The sequence below is a fragment of the uncultured Alistipes sp. genome (genome assembly GCF_949296715.1).
Classification (GTDB): Bacteria; Bacteroidota; Bacteroidia; order Bacteroidales; family Rikenellaceae; genus Alistipes.
This window is the reverse complement of sequence record NZ_CASFQD010000002.1, coordinates 50,872-69,447: the sequence shown is the minus strand read 5'-3', so window position 1 is coordinate 69,447 and position 18,576 is coordinate 50,872. Positions and strand designations below refer to the sequence as shown.

The 18,576-nt window shown below is 61.7% G+C and carries 16 protein-coding genes, 1 tRNA gene and 1 pseudogene; 8 read left to right on the top strand and 10 right to left on the bottom strand.

Annotation, left to right across the window (positions count from 1 at the left end; translation table 11 throughout):
- From Q1Y33_RS00405 to Q1Y33_RS00385, 5 genes and pseudogenes are all read right to left on the bottom strand, one after another.
- Positions 1 to 624: pseudogene (locus Q1Y33_RS00405) on the bottom strand (UDP-glucose 6-dehydrogenase); the annotation flags it as partial.
- 9 nt (positions 625 to 633) lie between these two features.
- Positions 634 to 1,380: a nucleotidyltransferase family protein gene (locus Q1Y33_RS00400; protein ID WP_300797192.1), complete on the bottom strand. Its 747-nt coding sequence runs from the start codon at positions 1,378 to 1,380 to the stop codon at positions 634 to 636.
- A gap of 11 nt (positions 1,381 to 1,391) precedes the next feature.
- Positions 1,392 to 2,540, bottom strand: a complete 1,149-nt coding sequence (locus tag Q1Y33_RS00395) for a galactokinase family protein (protein WP_300797191.1) — start codon at positions 2,538 to 2,540, stop codon at positions 1,392 to 1,394.
- Positions 2,541 to 2,549: 9 nt separating this feature from the next.
- Positions 2,550 to 4,499: a nucleoside-diphosphate sugar epimerase/dehydratase gene (locus Q1Y33_RS00390; protein ID WP_300797189.1), complete on the bottom strand. Its 1,950-nt coding sequence runs from the start codon at positions 4,497 to 4,499 to the stop codon at positions 2,550 to 2,552.
- A 109-nt stretch (positions 4,500 to 4,608) separates the two neighbouring features.
- The gene (locus Q1Y33_RS00385; protein WP_300797186.1) at positions 4,609 to 5,157 is read right to left on the bottom strand and encodes a UpxY family transcription antiterminator; all 549 of its coding nucleotides are present in this window, start codon (positions 5,155 to 5,157) and stop codon (positions 4,609 to 4,611) included.
- A 436-nt stretch (positions 5,158 to 5,593) separates the two neighbouring features.
- Between Q1Y33_RS00385 and rfbA the strand changes: the two genes are divergently transcribed.
- From rfbA to Q1Y33_RS00360, 5 genes are read left to right on the top strand one after another with little or no spacing between them, the layout of a single operon-like run.
- Positions 5,594 to 6,478, top strand: coding sequence for a glucose-1-phosphate thymidylyltransferase RfbA (gene rfbA / locus Q1Y33_RS00380; RefSeq protein WP_300797184.1), 885 nt, complete (start codon positions 5,594 to 5,596; stop codon positions 6,476 to 6,478).
- Complete coding sequence (gene rfbC, locus Q1Y33_RS00375) at positions 6,475 to 7,047, top strand: dTDP-4-dehydrorhamnose 3,5-epimerase (protein WP_300797183.1); 573 nt, start codon at positions 6,475 to 6,477, stop codon at positions 7,045 to 7,047. The genes rfbA and rfbC overlap by 4 nt, the downstream gene beginning before the upstream one ends.
- Positions 7,040 to 7,912, top strand: coding sequence for a dTDP-4-dehydrorhamnose reductase (gene rfbD / locus Q1Y33_RS00370; protein ID WP_300797181.1), 873 nt, complete (start codon positions 7,040 to 7,042; stop codon positions 7,910 to 7,912). Before rfbC ends, rfbD begins: the two co-directional genes overlap by 8 nt.
- Position 7,913: 1 nt before the next feature.
- On the top strand, positions 7,914 to 8,972 hold the full coding sequence (gene rfbB / locus Q1Y33_RS00365) for a dTDP-glucose 4,6-dehydratase (RefSeq protein WP_300797179.1): 1,059 nt from the start codon (positions 7,914 to 7,916) through the stop codon (positions 8,970 to 8,972).
- The gene (locus tag Q1Y33_RS00360; RefSeq protein WP_300797177.1) at positions 8,959 to 10,098 is read left to right on the top strand and encodes a nucleotidyltransferase family protein; all 1,140 of its coding nucleotides are present in this window, start codon (positions 8,959 to 8,961) and stop codon (positions 10,096 to 10,098) included. The genes rfbB and Q1Y33_RS00360 overlap by 14 nt, the downstream gene beginning before the upstream one ends.
- 326 nt (positions 10,099 to 10,424) lie before the next feature.
- Here the strand turns inward: Q1Y33_RS00360 and ybaK are convergent, their stop codons facing one another.
- Together ybaK and Q1Y33_RS00350 are read right to left on the bottom strand one after the other, a co-directional pair.
- Positions 10,425 to 10,916: a Cys-tRNA(Pro) deacylase gene (gene ybaK, locus Q1Y33_RS00355; protein ID WP_300797176.1), complete on the bottom strand. Its 492-nt coding sequence runs from the start codon at positions 10,914 to 10,916 to the stop codon at positions 10,425 to 10,427.
- Between the two features lie 315 nt (positions 10,917 to 11,231).
- A tRNA-Met gene (locus tag Q1Y33_RS00350) sits at positions 11,232 to 11,305 on the bottom strand.
- 140 nt (positions 11,306 to 11,445) lie between these two features.
- On the opposite strand from Q1Y33_RS00350, the gene Q1Y33_RS00345 reads away from it, so the two are divergent.
- Positions 11,446 to 12,132: a potassium channel family protein gene (locus tag Q1Y33_RS00345; protein ID WP_300797174.1), complete on the top strand. Its 687-nt coding sequence runs from the start codon at positions 11,446 to 11,448 to the stop codon at positions 12,130 to 12,132.
- Positions 12,133 to 12,281: 149 nt separating this feature from the next.
- Here Q1Y33_RS00345 and mscL read toward each other — a convergent pair whose 3' ends face one another.
- The 3 genes from mscL to Q1Y33_RS00330 all read right to left on the bottom strand — a co-directional run bounded on the left by mscL (position 12,282) and on the right by Q1Y33_RS00330 (position 14,551).
- Positions 12,282 to 12,764: a large-conductance mechanosensitive channel protein MscL gene (mscL, locus tag Q1Y33_RS00340; RefSeq protein ID WP_300797173.1), complete on the bottom strand. Its 483-nt coding sequence runs from the start codon at positions 12,762 to 12,764 to the stop codon at positions 12,282 to 12,284.
- Positions 12,765 to 12,945: 181 nt separating this feature from the next.
- Complete coding sequence (locus Q1Y33_RS00335; protein WP_300797171.1) at positions 12,946 to 13,710, bottom strand: class I SAM-dependent methyltransferase; 765 nt, start codon at positions 13,708 to 13,710, stop codon at positions 12,946 to 12,948.
- Between the two features lies 1 nt (position 13,711).
- Positions 13,712 to 14,551 carry a S1-like domain-containing RNA-binding protein gene (locus tag Q1Y33_RS00330; protein ID WP_300797168.1) on the bottom strand — a complete coding sequence of 280 codons (840 nt, stop codon included), beginning with the start codon at positions 14,549 to 14,551 and terminating at the stop codon, positions 13,712 to 13,714.
- A 164-nt stretch (positions 14,552 to 14,715) separates the two neighbouring features.
- On the opposite strand from Q1Y33_RS00330, the gene Q1Y33_RS00325 reads away from it, so the two are divergent.
- Together Q1Y33_RS00325 and uvrA are read left to right on the top strand one after the other, a co-directional pair.
- Positions 14,716 to 15,609 carry a nitrilase-related carbon-nitrogen hydrolase gene (locus tag Q1Y33_RS00325; protein ID WP_300797166.1) on the top strand — a complete coding sequence of 298 codons (894 nt, stop codon included), beginning with the start codon at positions 14,716 to 14,718 and terminating at the stop codon, positions 15,607 to 15,609.
- A gap of 99 nt (positions 15,610 to 15,708) precedes the next feature.
- A complete protein-coding gene (gene uvrA / locus Q1Y33_RS00320) occupies positions 15,709 to 18,531 on the top strand; it encodes an excinuclease ABC subunit UvrA (protein ID WP_300797164.1) in 2,823 nt (940 codons plus the stop codon).
- Positions 18,532 to 18,576: the final 45 nt, after the last annotated feature.

The following is an 18,576-nucleotide window of genomic DNA, read 5'->3' as shown; positions in this document are numbered from 1 at the left end:
GATGGCACCCTCTTTCAGCAGATCGGCAAAACGATGTGCCGCCTGCTCCAGAAACGGGATATCGGCAATGGCCTGAATGGCCTCGTTCTCCTCCCGGAACTGCTCGTTGTCGATAATTTTCGGATAACCGACGATGATCCGACTCGGGTAAAGATTGTCATACAAGGCCTTGCTCTCACGAAGGAACTCCGGAGCAAACAGCAGATTGAACCGTTTTATCCCCTGACGATAGTACTTTATATATAGAGAACGACAATACCCCACCGGAATCGTCGATTTGATGACCATCACGGCTTCGGGATTGACCGACAGTACCAAGTCGATCACCTCCTCCACATGGCTTGTATCAAAATAGTTCTTTACCGGATCATAGTTTGTCGGCGCAGCAATAACCACATACTCCGCACCGCGATAAGCAGCTGCTCCATCCAATGTTGCAGTGAGATTCAGCGGTTTTTCAGCTAAATATTTTTCGATGTATTCGTCTTGAATGGGCGACTGACGACGGTTTATCAAATCAACTTTTTCAGGAATCACATCCACGGCCACCACTTCATGATGTTGAGCCAACAGTGTGGCGATGGACAGACCTACATAACCGGTTCCGGCAACTGCTATTTTCATATAGTATATTTATTGATTTTCAGCAAACTGTTTCTTAATCTTTTCATAAGACTTCACGTCTCCGATATCGTAACGGTGCCCGGTCATCGGCCAGGCGTGCAACACGGTACGCGTCGTGAGGTAATGTGCCAAGTTTCCCGGCGCATCGTATTTACAACCGTCCGCTATGGCTTGCCGAATCAGCGGCAAATCCACCCGGCGATATATATAAAAAGGAGGTACGGCCCAATGACTCTTGGGCTCCTGCGGCTTTTCCTCCATCAACAACACCTTGTTGTCTGCATCCAGACAGACCACTCCCGTCTTGCGCAACGCTGCAATATCCGGCTCGTTGTGACACATAATCAAACTTGTCCCTTTCTCCCGGAAATATTCCACGAATCCGCGGAACGAGAAATCAAGCACGTTGTCCGCCGCAGCGACCAGCACATCATCCTCCACCTCGCAGCTGTCCAAAGCCAGAATCAGGTCCTTCACAGCCCCGATCCGGGTTTCGTTGGTTAGCGACCCGTCGTCAATGAGCGTCACGGGATGCCGATACCTTTTCCGGGCCTCCTCCGCCCAGCGTTCAAAAATGGCGATGAACTTATGATTTGTAACGACGATGTGTTCGTCAATGCCTTCGATCGTATCGATATCTCGCAACATCCGGTCGAGAATTGTCGAGCCTCCTATCTCCAACAGAGGCTTCGGAAAATTCTCCGTAATGGGATACAACCGGGTAGCGTAACCTGCGGCAAGTATGATGTTTTTCATATTCAAACAGCCTATTCAATAAATCGGGCACCGTCTTCCGACATACAGAAGAAGACCTCGAATGTCTTTTTATACTGCGGGAATTCCGCAAGATATTTTTCCGTTACCTGGGCACGTATCTGCTCCTCCTGCAGCGGATCAACCAAAGCGATACAAGCGCCCTTGAATCCGGCTCCGGAGAAACGTCCGCCGTAAATACCCTTTGTCGTGCGCATGGCATTGTAGATGGAGATCAACTCCGGAGAGCCGCACTCATAATTATGAATCGAGGATTCGCAACTCTCGAACGAGAGACGTCCGAACCACTCCAGGTCACCCGTTTCCCATGCGGTCACGGCCTGACGAACCCGCTTGTACTCCGAATAGAAGTGTTCTGCCCGACGTGCAAAGCGGGCCGGCATCCGCTCTCTGGTCGCATCGTACAACTCCCGGGGAATATCCCGTAAAAAAGTTTTGTCAAAACTCTTCAAAGGCATGTTCGCATACGCCAGCATGTTCCACGCAGCCGTCTTGCACTCCCCTACGCGCAGGTTGTAATCGCTGTTGACCAGCGAACGCGTCAAGCCCGAAAAGAAGATCGCCAACCGGAAATCGGGCATCTGCGGATTGCGCGGGATCAACCGATAGTCATTGGTATCGCAATCGAGCATCAACAACTCATTCTTGCGTCCCAGGGCAATGCATGCCTGATCCAACAAGCCGTTGTTCAACCCGATATATTCCCGCTCGGCCTCCGATGCGATCTTGGCCACCTCCATTTTGGTCAGCGAAATATCGTTCGCCCTGGCAAAGGCCATCACATAGGCAATCAATACCGCCGCACTCGAAGAGAGGCCACCGACAGGCAACGAACCTTTGAGCATACCCCGTATACCGCGATGCAGTTCGAACCGCTTTCGCAAAGCATACTTGGCACCGCGGGCATAATCGCCCCAGTTTCCCTGCCGGACAAGCGACGGTTCCGTAAGATTGAACCGGACCTCTCCTTCGAAAGATTCGCTCCGCAGGTCAACCGATCCGTCATCCGTAATATCGAACCAGAGATCAACACCCTTGTCCAAAGCAAATCCGGTCACCAGCCCATGCTGATGATCCACATGAGCGCCGACAGGACAGATACGATACGGAGAAAACAAATGATACGTAAACGTGTCCGCCATAATCATCAATTATTTGGACGCAGCCTCAATCTCCTTGTCATACACCTCAAACCGCGAGTTCTTGGACTTGAACTCGGGAACGGTCCGCTTCATCAGACGGACCATGTCGGGAATCTCGACGGCACGCGACAGCGTCTCGAGTTCGTCGGCGGCCTGGCGGGCCTCCTCGTAATCGTATTGGCGAACCTTTGCGATGCGAATCCGGTCATGCGACGTCGGAAGCGTATTCTCCGTATTCGAAAGCACCTCCTCGTAGAGTTTCTCGCCCGGACGCAGTCCCGTATATTCGATCTTGATATCCTTGTCCACCTCAAGACCCGCCAACTCGATCATGCGCTTGGCCAGATGGGCGATCTTCACCGACTTGCCCATGTCGAAGACGAAAATCTGCGTTCCGGTAGCCATCGTCGCGGCCTCCATCACCAGACGGCACGCCTCCGGGATTGTCATGAAGAAACGCGTAATGTCGGGATGCGTAACCGTCACGGGACCGCCGTTGGCGATCTGCTCGCGGAAGCGCGGAATGACCGACCCGTTCGATCCGAGCACATTGCCGAAACGCGTCGTCACGAACTTCGTCTTGCCCGATTTTCTGCCCTGCTCGATGGCCAGGCCCAGCGACTGGACATAAATCTCGGCCAGACGCTTCGTACAGCCCATGATGTTGGTCGGGTTCACCGCCTTGTCGGTCGAGATCATGACCATCTTCTCCACATCGTACTCGATACACTTGTCGGCCACGTTGCGCGATCCGGCGACATTGGCCAACACGGCTTCGCAGGGATTCTCCTCCATGAGCGGCACGTGCTTGTAGGCAGCGGCGTGGAAGACCACCTGCGGACGGTAGGTGCGGAATGCGAAATCCAGACGCGGAATCATCCGCACATCGCCGATCACGGGCGTGAATTTCAGGTCGGGGAAACGCTCCTCCAACTCCAGGCGGATATTGTGCATCGGTGTTTCGGAGTTGTCGAAGAGAATCAACTGCTTGACACCGAATGTCGCCAGCTGGCGGCACAACTCCGAACCGATCGAACCCGCGGCACCCGTCACCATAATCGTCTTGCCGCGGAAATTCGCGATGATCTCGGCCATCGAGATTTTGATCTCCTCGCGACCGAGCAGGTCCTCGATCTTGATCTCGCGGATCGTCTGCTTCTCCAGTTTGCCGTCGACCACCTCGTCGATGGTCGGCGAGATCAGCACCTTGAGCCCGTCTTCCGTACAATAGCGGATCAGGCGCTCCTGTTCAGCCTGGGCATCATCGTTCGTCGAGAAGAGCACCGCATCGATGTCATACCGGTCCCGGAGATACTTGACGTTGTCATTCGTTTCGAAATAATAGACCGGACACTCGGCGATGATATGGTTTTTCAGGCGCTTGCCATAGGTCAGGAAACCTGCGACCCGGTAATGCGGCGAATTCTGCAGGCGCGTAACCAACGCCACGGATTTGTCGCCCGTGCCGTAGATCAGCACACGCTTGCTGTTTTCGCGTCGAATCGTCTTCAGTTTGATGAGGTCATAGAGCACGATCATCAGCAGGCGCATCGACAACAGCAGGAAGAGCGTGAGCAGGATGTCGAGCATGAAACCCAGCGCCGCAGCGGAAAGGCCGGAGTGAGGATCGCGCGGAAGGACCAGCAGCACATAAAGGAACAGCAGGACGTCCTTAAGCCCCACGGCTGCAACCAGTTTCCATATCTCGCGCAGTGTCGTGTGACGGATGATCGTGCGCTGCGTTCCGAACAGATAGAACGACACCACACTGAAGAGGACCGATCCGATCAAAAGCAATACGCCGTATTTCAGCGTATAGACCATGTAGTTCGGGAAGAGGCTCCGCACCAGCAGATAAGCCAGCAGGGTCGATACGACAGACACCGTTGTATCGATGAGCAGAATCAATCGCGAACTCAAATAACGATCCAAATGTAATTTTTCTACAATACGGTACATAATTAAGTTAATGATGGGAATGGGTATACCTACTTTCTGTATTGTCAATCTGTTAAATTCCGATATTCAGAGGCATTCGGAAACTCTCATGCGGCGATTTTCCCCGGAACTACCGCCCGGCATCATCATCGATCTTCTCGATCATCTGCGTGGGCATATAGGTCGTGGCCACGGCCATGATACTCTCCACCTCGACGACCACCCGCTTGTGCCCCTTGACGCGCAGCAGCCGCCCATATGCACCCCGAAAAGGCCCGGCAATGATCCGCACCCGTTCTCCGACCTTGTAGTCGACCTCCCCGATGCCGAGGAAGAGCAGCTGATCGTCGTATGTTCCCGCCACGGCGATGAAGTTGCGCATCTGCTCTTCGGGGATGACGATCGGTTCATGGGTTTCGCGGTTCATGAAGAGCCGGATCGCCCATTTGGATTCCAGCTCCTCCTTTGCCCGGTCGAGCAGCGACCGGCAGGTACGTACAAAAACGATGTTGCGGACGACAGGTTCCAACATACGCCTCACCACACCGCCACGCTTCACATCGACATAATGCATCGGAATGAATACTTCCGCACCCCGTGCTTCGAGATAGCGCCCGACGTTAAGGTCGTTGCGATACATCGTCCTCACGGCAAACCAGCATGTACGATCGTTATCCATAGCTGAAAACCAACTCTTTGCAACTGCGATTTCCCGTTCCGACAAGGGCGTATCTCAGGGATACCACCGGCATTTGCGCCAGTGATCACTCCGGTTTCCGCCGCTCGGTACGACATGCGCGACACGCCGCACGCTCCGGCACGAAAGTCCGCCTTTTACACAAAGACAGCCTTTTGAAACCGATAGCAAAAATATAATAAAAGTCTCATTCATGCAACTTTTCGAACCTCAAAATCACACACATATCCAATATTTTCCGCCTTGCAGAACCCCAATGGACTGAATGGCACGGCGTTACAAGTTAGTATGCATGATTTTCCGCAAACCGGGGTTTCAGACGAAGAACGCCGCGCACAAAAATCGGGACACAAGCGACGTTATTCCGCAAAAAAAACGTACCTTTGGTCGAATTTGAACCGCCAAAGCAAGTCAACGCATGAAAGGAATCGTTCTGGCTGGGGGTACGGGCACGCGCCTCTACCCCATCACCAAGGGGGTGAGCAAGCAGCTGCTGCCCATCTACGACAAGCCGATGGTCTACTACCCCATCTCGGTGCTGATGCTTGCGGGCATCCGCGACATCCTCGTCATCTCGACCCCCGAGGACCTGCCGGCCTTCCGGCGCCTGCTGGGCGACGGCTCGGACTTCGGCGTGCGTTTCGCCTACGCCGAGCAGCCTTCGCCCGACGGATTGGCGCAGGCCTTCCTGATCGGCCGCGAGTTCCTCGCCGGAGATTCGGCATGTCTGGTGCTCGGTGACAACATCTTCCACGGCTCGGGTCTCACGGGCATGCTGCGCGAGGCCGTGCGCCGCACGGAGCAGGAGCAGCGCGCCACGGTCTTCGGCTACCGGGTCGACGACCCGCGCCGCTACGGCGTTGCGGTGTTCGACGCCGCGGGGCGCTGTCTCTCGATCGAGGAGAAGCCTGCCGAACCGAAATCCGACTATGCCGTCGTGGGGCTCTACTTCTACCCGGCGGAGGTGGTGGATATCGCAGCACGCATCCGGCCGTCGGCACGCGGCGAGCTGGAGATCACGAGCATCAACCAGGAGTTCCTGAAGGCCGGGCGTCTGCACGTGCAGCCCATGCCGCGGGGCTTCGCGTGGCTCGACACCGGGACGCACGAGTCGCTGGCCGAGGCCTCGATCTTCGTGGAGGTGATCGAGAAGCGGCAGGGGCTGAAGATCGCCTGTCTGGAGGACATCGCCTACCGCGAGGGATGGATCACGGCCGAACGGCTGCGCGAGATTGCCGAGCCGATGCGCAAGAACCAATACGGACAATACCTGCTCAAGGTGCTGGAGGAGACGACGCGATGAGGGTGCTGCAAACCGACATAGAGGGGGTCGTGCTGATCGAGCCGGAGGTGTTCGGCGACGCGCGCGGCTACTTTTTCGAGAGTTATTCGCAACGGGAGTTCGACGCGAAGGTGCGCCCCGTGCGCTTCGTACAGGACAACGAGTCGCTGTCGCGCCGCGGCGTCGTCCGCGGGCTCCACTTCCAGCGGGGGCGCGACGCACAGTCGAAACTCGTGCGCGTCGTGCGGGGCCGCGTGCTGGACGTCGCAGTCGACATCCGGCGCGGGTCGCCCACCTTCGGGCGCCACGTCGCCACGGAGCTCTCCGACACGAACCGCCGCCAGCTATTCATCCCGCGCGGCTTCGCCCACGGATTCGCCGTGTTGAGCGACGAGGCGCTGTTCCAGTACAAATGCGACAACCCTTACGCTCCGCACGCCGAGGGGGCCATTGCGTGGGACGATCCCGCGCTCGGCATCGACTGGCGCCTGGCACCCGGCGAGGTGATCCTCTCGGAGAAGGACCTGCACCACCCGACCCTGCGCGAAGCCGCGGAGCTGTTCGACTATAACATCGACTATTATGCCTGAAATTCTGGTTACGGGCGCCGACGGCCAGCTGGGCCGCTCGCTGCGCCGCCTCGGGGCCGCCGGGTCCAACCGCTACACCTTCACCGACGTCGCCGAGCTGGACATCACCGATGCCGACGCCGTCCGGCGGCAGTTCGGAGAGCACCGCTACGACGTCGTCATCAACTGCGCGGCCTATACCAACGTCGAGCGGGCCGAAGCCGACGAGGAGGCCGCCGACCGGCTGAACCGCCTGGCGGTGCGCCACCTGGCGCAGGCCGCCGCCGCGACCGGTGCGACGCTGATCCACATCTCGACCGACTACGTCTTCGACGGGCACGCCTCGACCCCCTATACGGAAGAGGCTGCGCCGGGGCCGCTGAACGCCTACGGCCGCACGAAACTCGCCGGCGAGGAGGAGATCGCCGCGGCGGACTGCCGCGCCCTCATCTTCCGCACGGCGTGGCTCTACTCGGAGTTCGGCGGCAACTTCCTGAAGACCATGCTGCGGCTCACGGCCGAGAAGGAGCACATCAACGTCGTCACGGACCAGATCGGTACACCGACCTACGCCGGGGACCTTGCCATGGCGCTCTTCTCAATCATCGAGGGGGGCTACTACGCCGGCCGCGAGGGCATCTACCACTTCACCGACGAGGGGGCCTGCTCGTGGTACGACTTTGCCGTCGAGATCGCCCGCGCCGCAGGCCGCGACACGTGCCGCATCGAGCCCTGCCGCACGGCCGACTACCCCACGCGGGCCCTGCGCCCGGCCTACTCGCTGCTCGACAAGAGCAAGGTGCGCCGCACATTCGGCATCGAGATTCCCCAGTGGAGGGAGTCGATGCTCTACTGCCTGATGCGTCTGAAGAAAAACAACGGATGAGATGAAACGCCATATCCTGATTACCGGCGGCGCCGGCTTCATCGGCTCGCACGTCGTGCGGCGGCTGGTCACGCGCTACCCCGACTACCGGATCGTCAACTTCGACCTGCTGACCTACGCCGGGAACCTCGCCAACCTGAGCGACATCGAGCAGGCCCCGAACTACACCTTCGTGCGGGGCGACATCTGCGATGCGGAGGCCGTCGGGGAGGTATTCCGCCGCTACGCGATCGACGGGGTGATCCACCTTGCGGCCGAGAGCCACGTCGACCGCTCGATCCGCGACCCCTTCACCTTCGCCCGCACCAACGTCCTCGGCACGCTGACGCTGCTGCACGCGGCCCGCGAGGCGTGGCACGGCGCATGGGAGGGCAAGCGCTTCTACCACATCTCGACCGACGAGGTCTACGGCGCCCTCGGCTTCGGCGACGAGCCCTTCAACGAGGGGACGCGCTACGACCCCCACAGCCCCTATTCGGCCTCGAAGGCATCGTCCGACCACTTCGTGCGGGCGTTCCACGATACCTACGGCCTGCCGACCGTCGTGACGAACTGCTCGAACAACTACGGCCCCTATCAGTTTCCCGAGAAGCTCATCCCGCTGCTGGTGAACAACATCCGGCTCGAACGGCCGCTTCCCGTCTACGGCCGCGGAGAGAATGTCCGCGACTGGCTCCACGTCGAGGACCACGCGCGGGCCATCGACCTCATCTTCCACGAGGGGCAGAGCGGCGAGACCTACAACATCGGCGGCGGCAACGAATGGCGCAACATCGACCTCGTGCGGCTGATCGTCCGCACGACGGACCGCCTGTTAGGACGTCCCGAGGGGGCCTCCGAGCGGCTGATCACCTACGTCACCGACCGCGCGGGCCACGACCTGCGCTACGCAATCGACTCCTCGAAGCTGCGCCGAGAACTGGGCTGGGAACCCGCATTCCGCTTCGAGGAGGGAATCGAGCAGACCGTGCGCTGGTACCTTGAAAACCGCGAATGGATGGAGCGCATCACCTCCGGCGAGTACGAACACTATTACGAACAGATGTATGGCAACCGATAGACAACCGCGGGGCGTCGCCCCCGAAATCCGCGAACTCTTCTTCGCGCTGCTGCGCACCGGGCTGCACCCCGACCGGGCGGCCGGAGAGGTCGCGGTCCCGGCGGGCAATCCGTGGCCGGCGCTCTGCCGCCTCGCCGCCGCACAGGGCGTCTCGGCCATCGTCCGCGACGGGCTGGAGACGCTGCACGCGCAGGGGCTCCTCGCCGACGAGGCGATGCCGCCGCGCACGATCCGCCTGCAATGGGCCCTCAACGTCGAGCGCATCGAGCAGCTCTACGCCCGGCAGCGGCGCGTCATCGGCCGCCTGGCGGTCTTCATGCACGGGCACGGCATTCCGATGATGCTTCTCAAGGGGTACGGATTGAGCCTCTCCTACCCGCGGCCCGAGCACCGGCCGTGCGGCGACATCGACGTCTGGTTCTACGGCCGCCAGCAGGAGGCCGACGAGCTGCTGCGCCGCGAGCGGCAGGTGCAGATCGACGAGGATGTCCACCACCACACGACCTTCACTCTCGACGGCATCCTGATCGAAAACCACTTCGACTTCCTGAACATCCACGCCCACCTCTCGAACCGCCCCATCGAAGAGCAGCTGCAACGCTGCGCCCGCGAGGAGCCGTCCGAACAGGTCGAGGTCGACGGCGCCCCCGTGCAGCTGCCCCCGGCCAACTTCAACGCCCTCTTCCTGCTGCGGCACGCCGCCATGCACTTCGCCGCCATGGAGATCGGCATGCGGCACGTCGCCGACTGGGCGATGTTCGTCGAACACAGCCACAAAGAGATCGACTGGGATGCATTGTACGGAATGGCCCGGCGCATGAACATGCACCGCTTCCTGAACTGCCTGAATGCCATAGCAATCGACCGTCTGGGAGTAGACACCGGAATGATCCCCGCCTTCGACCGGGACCCGGCACTGGAGGAGCGGGTGCTCGCCGACATCCTGCACCCGGAGTTTTCAGAGACGCCGCCCGCGAGAGGACTGCTGCGCACCGTCTGGTTCCGCACGCGCCGCTGGTGGTGCAACCGCTGGAAACACCGCATCGTCTACAGCGAAGGGCTGCTCTGGACCTTCCTCGTGCAGGTGCGCAGCCACCTGATGAAGCCCAAATCACTCACCCACTGACGCACCCCGCCGGGGGAGGGAATGCTTGACGCACACCCGCCGACGCTTGCCGTCCGAAGGCCGGGACCAGCACCACGCAACCGCGACGCTCTCCGTCCGAAGTCCGGCTGTCGTGATGCGCGTTCACCCGCCGACACACGCCGCCCAAAACAGGCATCGTGCCGCACGCCTGCCTGCCCGCCGCATCGAATGACCGGAACCGGCACCTATCTCCGCCGGCTGGCATCACCGAGGTACGCGCCGCACACCGGCCGTCTCACGGCACCGAATAGCCAATACCTGCACCAAGCCGCGCCGGGCCATTCACACCCGGCCGCCCTGCCGCATCACGCCTTGCGGCTGATGTCAGCCAGCGCGCCGTGCACGTAGGCGATCAGTTCCGAGGGCGAGACCTTGAGCTGCAAGCCGCGCACCCCGGCACTCACGTAGATAAAGGGATAGTCGGCCGCCGTCGCGTGAAACCACGTCGGAAAGATCTTTTTCATTCCCACGGGCGAGCAGCCGCCGCGGATGTAGCCCGTCACGGGCAGCAGCTCCTTCATCGGGATCAGGTCGACCTTCTTGTTACCCGAGACGCGGGCCGCGGCCTTCAGATCGACCTCGTGGTCCCCGGGTACGACACAGACAAAATAGCCCGTCCGGTCGCCCTTGAGTACCAGCGTCTTGAAAACGCGCTCGATCGGCTCCCCGAGCTGTGCGGCCACATGCGTGGCCGCGAGGTCCGTTTCATCCACCTCATACGGTACGAGTTCGTATGCGATCTTCGCGCGGTCGAGCAGCCGCGCGGCATTTGTCTTTTCCACCTTTGCGTGTGCCATACGGCAAAGGTACGATTTTTCCGGACAAAGGAGCACCCGATCCGCCGGACAATTTTGCACGCGGCCGGCACGAACCGCTAACCGCGATGCAGGCCGGGCCACAAAAACAAGCCAACAAGCGCCGCCGAGCAGTCGCCACGACGGCTGCACACCACGATAATCCGTTCGGTACTTGCACGTTTTTCGCCTTTGCATGCAGCCTCCCGTCACGGGCAATCCCGCCACGGCCACAAAAGGGACAGGGGCATTTCGAAAAAAAAGACCGGCAACAGACAAAAAACAGACATCTGCCAATTTGCAGATGCCTGTTTTCAGTAGCGGGAGAGAGACTTGAACTCTCGACCTCATGATTATGAATCATGCGCTCTAACCAGCTGAGCTATCCCGCCGGAGCGATTAAGCGAGTGCAAAGGTAATAGATTTTTTCAATCGTGCAAAATCTTTTCGGAAAAAATCTTCGGAAAAAAATTGGCCGCGTCACGCCCTGGCACTGATTTTGAACCCGATACGGACAAAACGATTTTCGGACATGGCACGTTTTTTCTCTCCCGACCCCGGAGTGCGCGACACGCTCGGGATGCTCAAGGTTCTCGCGGGGCTGGTTCTGCTGGCGGCCGTTTCGTGGGAGGTGCTCGCAGGCGACAACCTCCGCTTCTCGGAGACCTACCTGACGATCCAGCTCGTCGTCTGCATCGTCTTTCTCGCCGATTTCTTCATCCGCGGCGCCGCGGCCGGCGACAAGCCCCGTTTCGTGCGCCGCAACCTGCTCTACCTGCTCATCTCGATCCCCTGGCTCAACCTCTGCGCCTGGTGCGGCGCCGACATGACGCACGACTGGGGCCTTGTCGTGGGGCTGATGCCCCTCGTGCGGGCATTCCTCGCCATGGCCATCGTGGTGCGGTGGCTCGTCGGCAAGAACAGAATCCACCGTCTCTTCGCCGCCTACCTGTTCACCGTCGTGGTCTTCACCTACCTCTCGGCGCTGGTCTTCTACGACTACGAAGTGGCGGTCAACCCCAAATTGCACGGATTCGGGAACGCCCTCTGGTGGGCCTGGATGAATGTGACGACCGTCGGTGCGGAAATCTTCCCCGTCACGGCCGTCGGCAAGGTCGTCTGCGTGCTGCTCCCCTCGCTCGGCATGATGTTCTTCCCGATCTTCACGACCTACATCCTGCAGGAATACGCCCCGCGCCGGAAAAAATCCGACCGATAGCCCCGACGGGACGCGGCCTGCCGATCCGGTCCCCTCCGGCACAGACGGACATACAACGTCCCGGGGCGGCAATCCTCGCCCGGGACACCCGCATCGACACGCCGATGCAAAACGGGACAACGGGGCAACGAGACAACATGCCCCTGCCGCTACTGTTTCTGCTGCGCCTTGAGCAGGTCGCGGATCTCCGTCAGGAGCAGCTCCTCCTTCGTCGGCGCGAGAGCCGGGGCCGGGGCCTGCTCCTTCTTCTTCGAAAGACGGTTCATCAGCTTGACCATCAGGAAGACGCAGAAGGCCAGGATCGTGAAGTCGACGCACTGCTGGATGAAGGCGCCGTAGTTCCAGTAGATCGGCTCGGCCGCTTCAGCCGCCCGGGCCGGAAGGTCGCCGCTGGACACCATGTCCCCGACCGAATGCATGGCACTCGAGGTCATGTCGCGCACCTTCGAGATGTTGAGCCGCAGCTGCGAGAAGTCCGTATTGCCGATCAGCGCCCCGATGGGCGGCATGAGGATGTCGTTGACCAGTGACGAGACGATCTTGCCGAACGCGCCGCCGATGATGACGCCCACGGCCATGTCCATGACATTGCCCTTGAGGGCGAACTGCTTGAATTCCTTGAGAAAAGCCATAATAGTTCCGATTTTTTTGAATTACCGGAACAAAGATAGCCGATTTTCGGACACGACGGTCACGCCGCGACCGTTTGCAGGGCAAACAGGCCCGAATGCGAACCCGGATCGGAGGTCCAGCCCGGAAGCGTTCCGGGACACGACAAATCCGTCCGGAGAATTTCCGGCACGCGGAAAGCCACTACTTCCGGGCTACGGCGAAGAGGTCGAAGCAGTCGGCCGTGACGGGTCCTACGCGGTAATCCTCCATGCGGATCGAGGTCGTCAGGTCGGTATTGGCCCGGAGCAGGCGGCGGCGGTTGAAGCGGTTGAGCAGGTCGTAGGGCACCTGCAGCAGGCGGCGCGGCAGCCGGTGCTGGAGGTCCAGCACGTCGAAGCGCGTGATGCGGGCGACGCTGCGGCGGTTCTGCTCGTAGTAGGCCATGACCTTGTCGTTGCCCGCAACGCCCAGCATCTCAACGGCGGAGAAGCACCCGGCAAGCAGATCGCGCAGTTCGTCGGCCGTGTATTCGCGCACGTGCCACGGATTACGCGTAAGCGACATCGGGGCGTTGGGCGTCGTGACGATGAACTGCCCGCCCGGGCGCAGCACGCGGTGCACCTCGCGCACGAAGTCCACGTCGCGCCGGATATGTTCGATCACCTGAAACGAAATGACGCAGTCGAAGCTCCCGTCGGCAAAGGGCAGCGGCGGGACCGTGGCCTGCATGTAGCGCACGTGCGGCAGACTGGGCAGACCGCTCTCGGGAACATGCTTGTCGAGGGTGACAAAAGTGCGGGCGTGCGGCGCGATGACCTCCACACCGTAACCCGAGCCGGTGCCGATCTCGAGCACGTCACCGCCGATGCGCTCCGCCGCCGCATGGTATGCAAGCAGCGAACGCTGGAATACGAAGTTGTCCGAAGCCTCCGCGCAGACGCGCTCGGCCGTTGCGATGCGTCCCATTTTATTTGCCTGACAATTTGATTCCCTGTTCGGTCGTCTCCACGGCGCCGCGTTTGAGCAGCACGCCGAGCGAGCGCTTGAAGACCTTTTTGCTCGTGCCCGTGAGACGCGCCACCTCCTCCGGGGCGCTGTTGTCGTTCAGCGGCAGGAATCCGCCGTTGTCGCGCAGCAGGCGGAGCAGCTGCCCGGCCGAATCCTTGACCTGGGCGTAGCCCTCCTGCTGGAGGCTCACGTCGATGCGGTTGTCCTCGGTGATGCGGCGCACGTACCCTGTGAGGGCGTCGCCCACGGCCACCGGCCGGAACAGCTGGTTGCGGTAGAGCATGCCCCAGTGGCGGTTGTTGACGATGACGCGGAAGCCGATCGGGCTCTCCGACGCCACGAGCAGCCGCACCTCCTCACGCGGCGCGACGGTGATGACCTCGTTGTCGATGAAGGTCTTGAGCTTCATCGTCGCCACGCAGCGCCCCGTGATGCTGTCCTCATAGAGGTAGACCACATAGCTGTGTCCCGCAAGGACGCCGCCCTGCTGGTTGCGGTTCGGCAGGAAGAGGTCCTTGCCGTGCAGGCCCCAGTCGAGGAAGGCCCCGTGCAGGGTCTTGTCCACGACACGCAGGTAGCCCGCCTCGCCCGCCCGCAGCAGCGGCGTTTCGGTCGTCGCCACGAGCCGGTCCTCCGAGTCGTGGTAGAGGAATACCTCCTTCGTGTCGCCGGGTTTGTCGGTGAGCGATACGTAGCGGTTCGGGAGCAGTACCTCCTGCCCCTCGTCGTCCGCGAGGTAGAGACCGTAGTCCGACAGGCGGCTTACGGTGAGTGTCTGTGTGCGTCCAGCCTTGAGCATAAAAGTCGGTTTACGCGACAAAAGTACGTTTTATTTCGTTCGCGTGCAACAGCGATGTCCGGACGGGCCGTTTTTTGCCGTTTCGAAAAATAGTGGTAACTTTCCCGTCGGTTCGGACGGCGGGCGCCCACCGCGGCGCCGTTTCCGCGTCCGGGCCGTGCGTCATGGATGAAAAGAGAAAACTGAAAGTCGCCCTCTGTCAGACGGATGCCGTCTGGGAGCGGCCCGCCGAGACCCTCTCGCGGCTCGAAGGGCTCGTGGCGGAAGCGGCCGCCGGGGCCGATTTGGTCGTGCTGCCCGAACTCTTCGCCACGGGGTTCAGCACCCGCCCCGCCTCCTTTGCCGAACGGGCCGCCGGGGAGGCGGACGCCGACCGAAATGCCGGGAGCAAGGCAGCCGGAGCTGATGCCGCCGGGGCCGATGCCGCGCACACGACCGCGGAGCCCGCCGGAGAACAGGCGCCCGTACTGGCGGCCATGCGCCGCTGGGCCGCACGCTGGGAGTGTGCCGTGACGGGAAGCGTCGCCGTGGCCGCGGCGGACGGCTTCCGCAACCGGATGTACTTCGTGCGGCCGTCGGGCGAGGTGTCGTGGTACGACAAGCGGCACCTGTTCCGTCCGGGCGGCGAGGCGGACAACTACCGCCCGGGACACCGGCGCGTCGTGGTCGAATATGCCGGGTGGCGCCTGCTGCTGCTCGTCTGCTACGACCTGCGCTTCCCGGTCTGGAGCCGCTGCCGCGGCGACTACGACGCCATCGTCTGCTGCGCCGCCTGGCCCGCCGCCCGGCGCGGGGTGTGGCGCACGCTCCTGCGCGCCCGGGCCATCGAGAACCAGTGCTACGTAGTCGCCGCGAACCGCGCGGGTTCGGACCCCTCTTTCCCCTACTCGGGCGATTCGGCCCTTGTCGACTTCCGGGGCGAACCGCTCGCCGAGGCCGGAGCCGGGGAGTGCATCCTTCGGGCGACGTTCGACCGCGCGGCCCGGGAGGCGTTCCGCGAAAAGTTCCCGGCATGGCGCGACGCCGACGATTTCACCCTCTTCGAGGGCGAAAATTAGCCCCGGGGGTTCCGGATTTGCCCCGGATGTCGTATCTTTGCGGTCCGGCACCTCCCAACCGCCCCAAACGGGAACGGAGAGGTGCCGCACCGTTGCGCAATGAAAGAAGAGACGATCAAGATACTCGGCGCCCGGGTCCACAACCTGAAGAACGTCGATCTGGAGATTCCGCGCCACAAGCTCGTGGTCATCACGGGGTTGAGCGGCTCGGGCAAGTCGTCGCTGGCCTTCGACACAATCTACGCCGAGGGGCAGCGCCGCTACATGGAGACGCTGTCGACCTACGCCCGGCAGTTCGTCGGCACGATGGAACGTCCCGACGTGGACAAAATCACGGGCTTGAGCCCCGTGGTGGCCATCGAGCAGAAGACCACCAACAAGAACCCTCGTTCGACGGTCGGCACCGTCACCGAAATCAACGACTTCCTGCGTCTGCTCTACGCGCGGGCGTCGCGCGCCTATTCGCCCGTCACGGGCGAGGAGATGGTCCACTACACCGACGACCGCATCGCGGAGCTCATTCTGGAGAACTTCACCGGGCGGCGCATCGCCCTGATGGCCCCCGTCGTCAAGGGACGCAAGGGCCACTACCGCGAACTTTTCGAGACGCTCGCCAAGAAGGGCTACATCTACGCCCGCATCGACGGCGAAATCCGCGAAATATCGGCCGGCATGCGCCTCGACCGCTACAAGATCCACACGATCGACCTGGTCGTCGACCGGCTGCAGGTCGTCGAGGCGTCGCGCGAGCGGCTGATGACCTCGCTCAAGGAGGCAATGCGCCAGGGCAAGGGGACGATGGCCGTCTACGACTACGGCACCGAGCAGCAGCGCTTCTACTCGCGCCACCTGATGTGCCCCTCGACGGGCATCGCCTTCGAGGACCCGGCGCCGCACACCTTCTCGTTCAACTCGCCCAAGGGCGCCTGCCCGCACTGCAACGGTTTGGGCGAGGAGGCCGTTTTCGACCTGGCCAAGATCATCCCCGACCAGCGGCTCTCGCTGCGCGACGGGGCCGTCGAACCGCTGGGCAAGTACCGCAACAACATGCTCTTCGCCATTCTGGAGATGCTGGGCCGCCGCTACGACTTCACGCTGGACGATCCGATCGAGACCTTCTCCGAGGAGGCGCTCAACGCCGTGCTCTACGGCGATTCGGAGCCGCTGACGGTCGACCTCTCGGAGTTCAGCTCCCCGGCCGGCGGGCGGCAGTTCCTCTCGTGGGAGGGCGTCGCCGAGTACATCGGCCGCACGGAGGACGAGGAGTCCAAACGCGGGCAGAAGTGGCGCGAGCAGTTCCTCGTCTACCGCAAGTGTTCGGTCTGCGGCGGCACGCGCCTGCGCAAGGAGGCCCTGCAGTTCCGCATCGGCGGAAAGAACATCGCCGAGGTCTCGGCCCTCTCGATCGAGGAGTTCGCCCATTGGATGTCCCACATCGAGGAGTACCTTTCCGAAAAGGAGCGCCGGATCGCCCAGGAGATCGTCAAGGAGATCCGCGAGCGGCTGCGCTTCCTGATGGACGTGGGGCTGGGCTACCTGTCGCTCGCACGCTCGTCGCGTTCGCTCTCGGGCGGCGAGAGCCAGCGCATCCGCCTCGCCACGCAGATCGGCTCGAAGCTCGTCAACGTGCTCTACATCCTCGACGAGCCCTCGATCGGGCTGCACCAGCGCGACAACCAGCGCCTGATCCGCAGCCTCGAGGAGCTGCGCGACGCCGGCAACTCGGTGATCGTCGTCGAGCACGACGAGGACATGATGCGCGCCGCGGACTTCATCGTCGACGTGGGCCCGAAGGCCGGGCGCCGCGGCGGGCAGATCGTCGCCGCGGGGACGTTCGACGACATCCTCAAGACCGACACCATCACGGCGGACTACCTCACCGGGCGCCGCCGCATCGAGATACCCGCGACGCTGCGCCCCGGCACGGGCGAGCGGATCGTCATCCGCGGCGCCCGCGGCAACAACCTCAAGGGCATCGACGCGGAGTTCCCGCTCGGCAAGTTCATCTGCGTGACGGGCGTGAGCGGCTCGGGTAAGTCGACGCTCGTCAACGAGACGCTGCGGCCCATTCTGAGCCGGGCGCTCTACCGCTCGCTGGACCAGCCGCTCGCATACGACTCGATCGAGGGAATCGAGCACATCGACAAGCTCGTCGTCGTGGACCAGTCGCCCATCGGCCGCACGCCGCGTTCGAATCCCGCGACCTACTCCAACGTCTTCGCCGACATCCGCAAGCTCTTCGAGATGACGCCCGACGCGCAGGTGCGCGGCTTCAAGGCGGGGCGCTTCTCGTTCAACGTCAAGGGCGGGCGGTGCGAGGAGTGCCGCGGCGCGGGCGTGCAGACCATCGAGATGAACTTCCTGCCGGACGTCTACGTGCGCTGCCGCGCCTGCGGCGGCCACCGCTACAACCGCGAGACGCTCGAAGTACGCTACAAGGGCAAGAACATCGACGACGTGCTGAACATGACGGTCAACATGGCCGTGGAGTTCTTCGAGAACATCCCGAACATCCACCAGAAACTGCGGGCCATTCAGGAGGTGGGCCTCGGCTACCTGACCCTCGGGCAGCCCTGCACGACCCTCTCGGGCGGCGAGAGCCAGCGCATCAAGCTCTCGGCCGAGCTCTCGAAGCGCGACACGGGGCGCACGCTCTACATTCTGGACGAGCCGACGACGGGGCTCCACTTCGAGGACATCCGCCTGCTGCTGGAGGTGCTGAACAAGCTCGTCGACCGCGGCAACACGGTGATCGTCATCGAACACAACCTCGACGTCATCAAGGTGGCCGACCACCTGATCGACATCGGCCCCGAGGGAGGCGCCGCCGGCGGCGAGATCATCGCCGCGGGAACGCCCCACGAGGTGGCGCAGTGCGCACGCAGCTACACGGGACAATTCCTGAAAAAACTGGGACTTTAGCAGTCAGGCACTGATTTTGCATTTCATAGCCGTACCAACACCCTA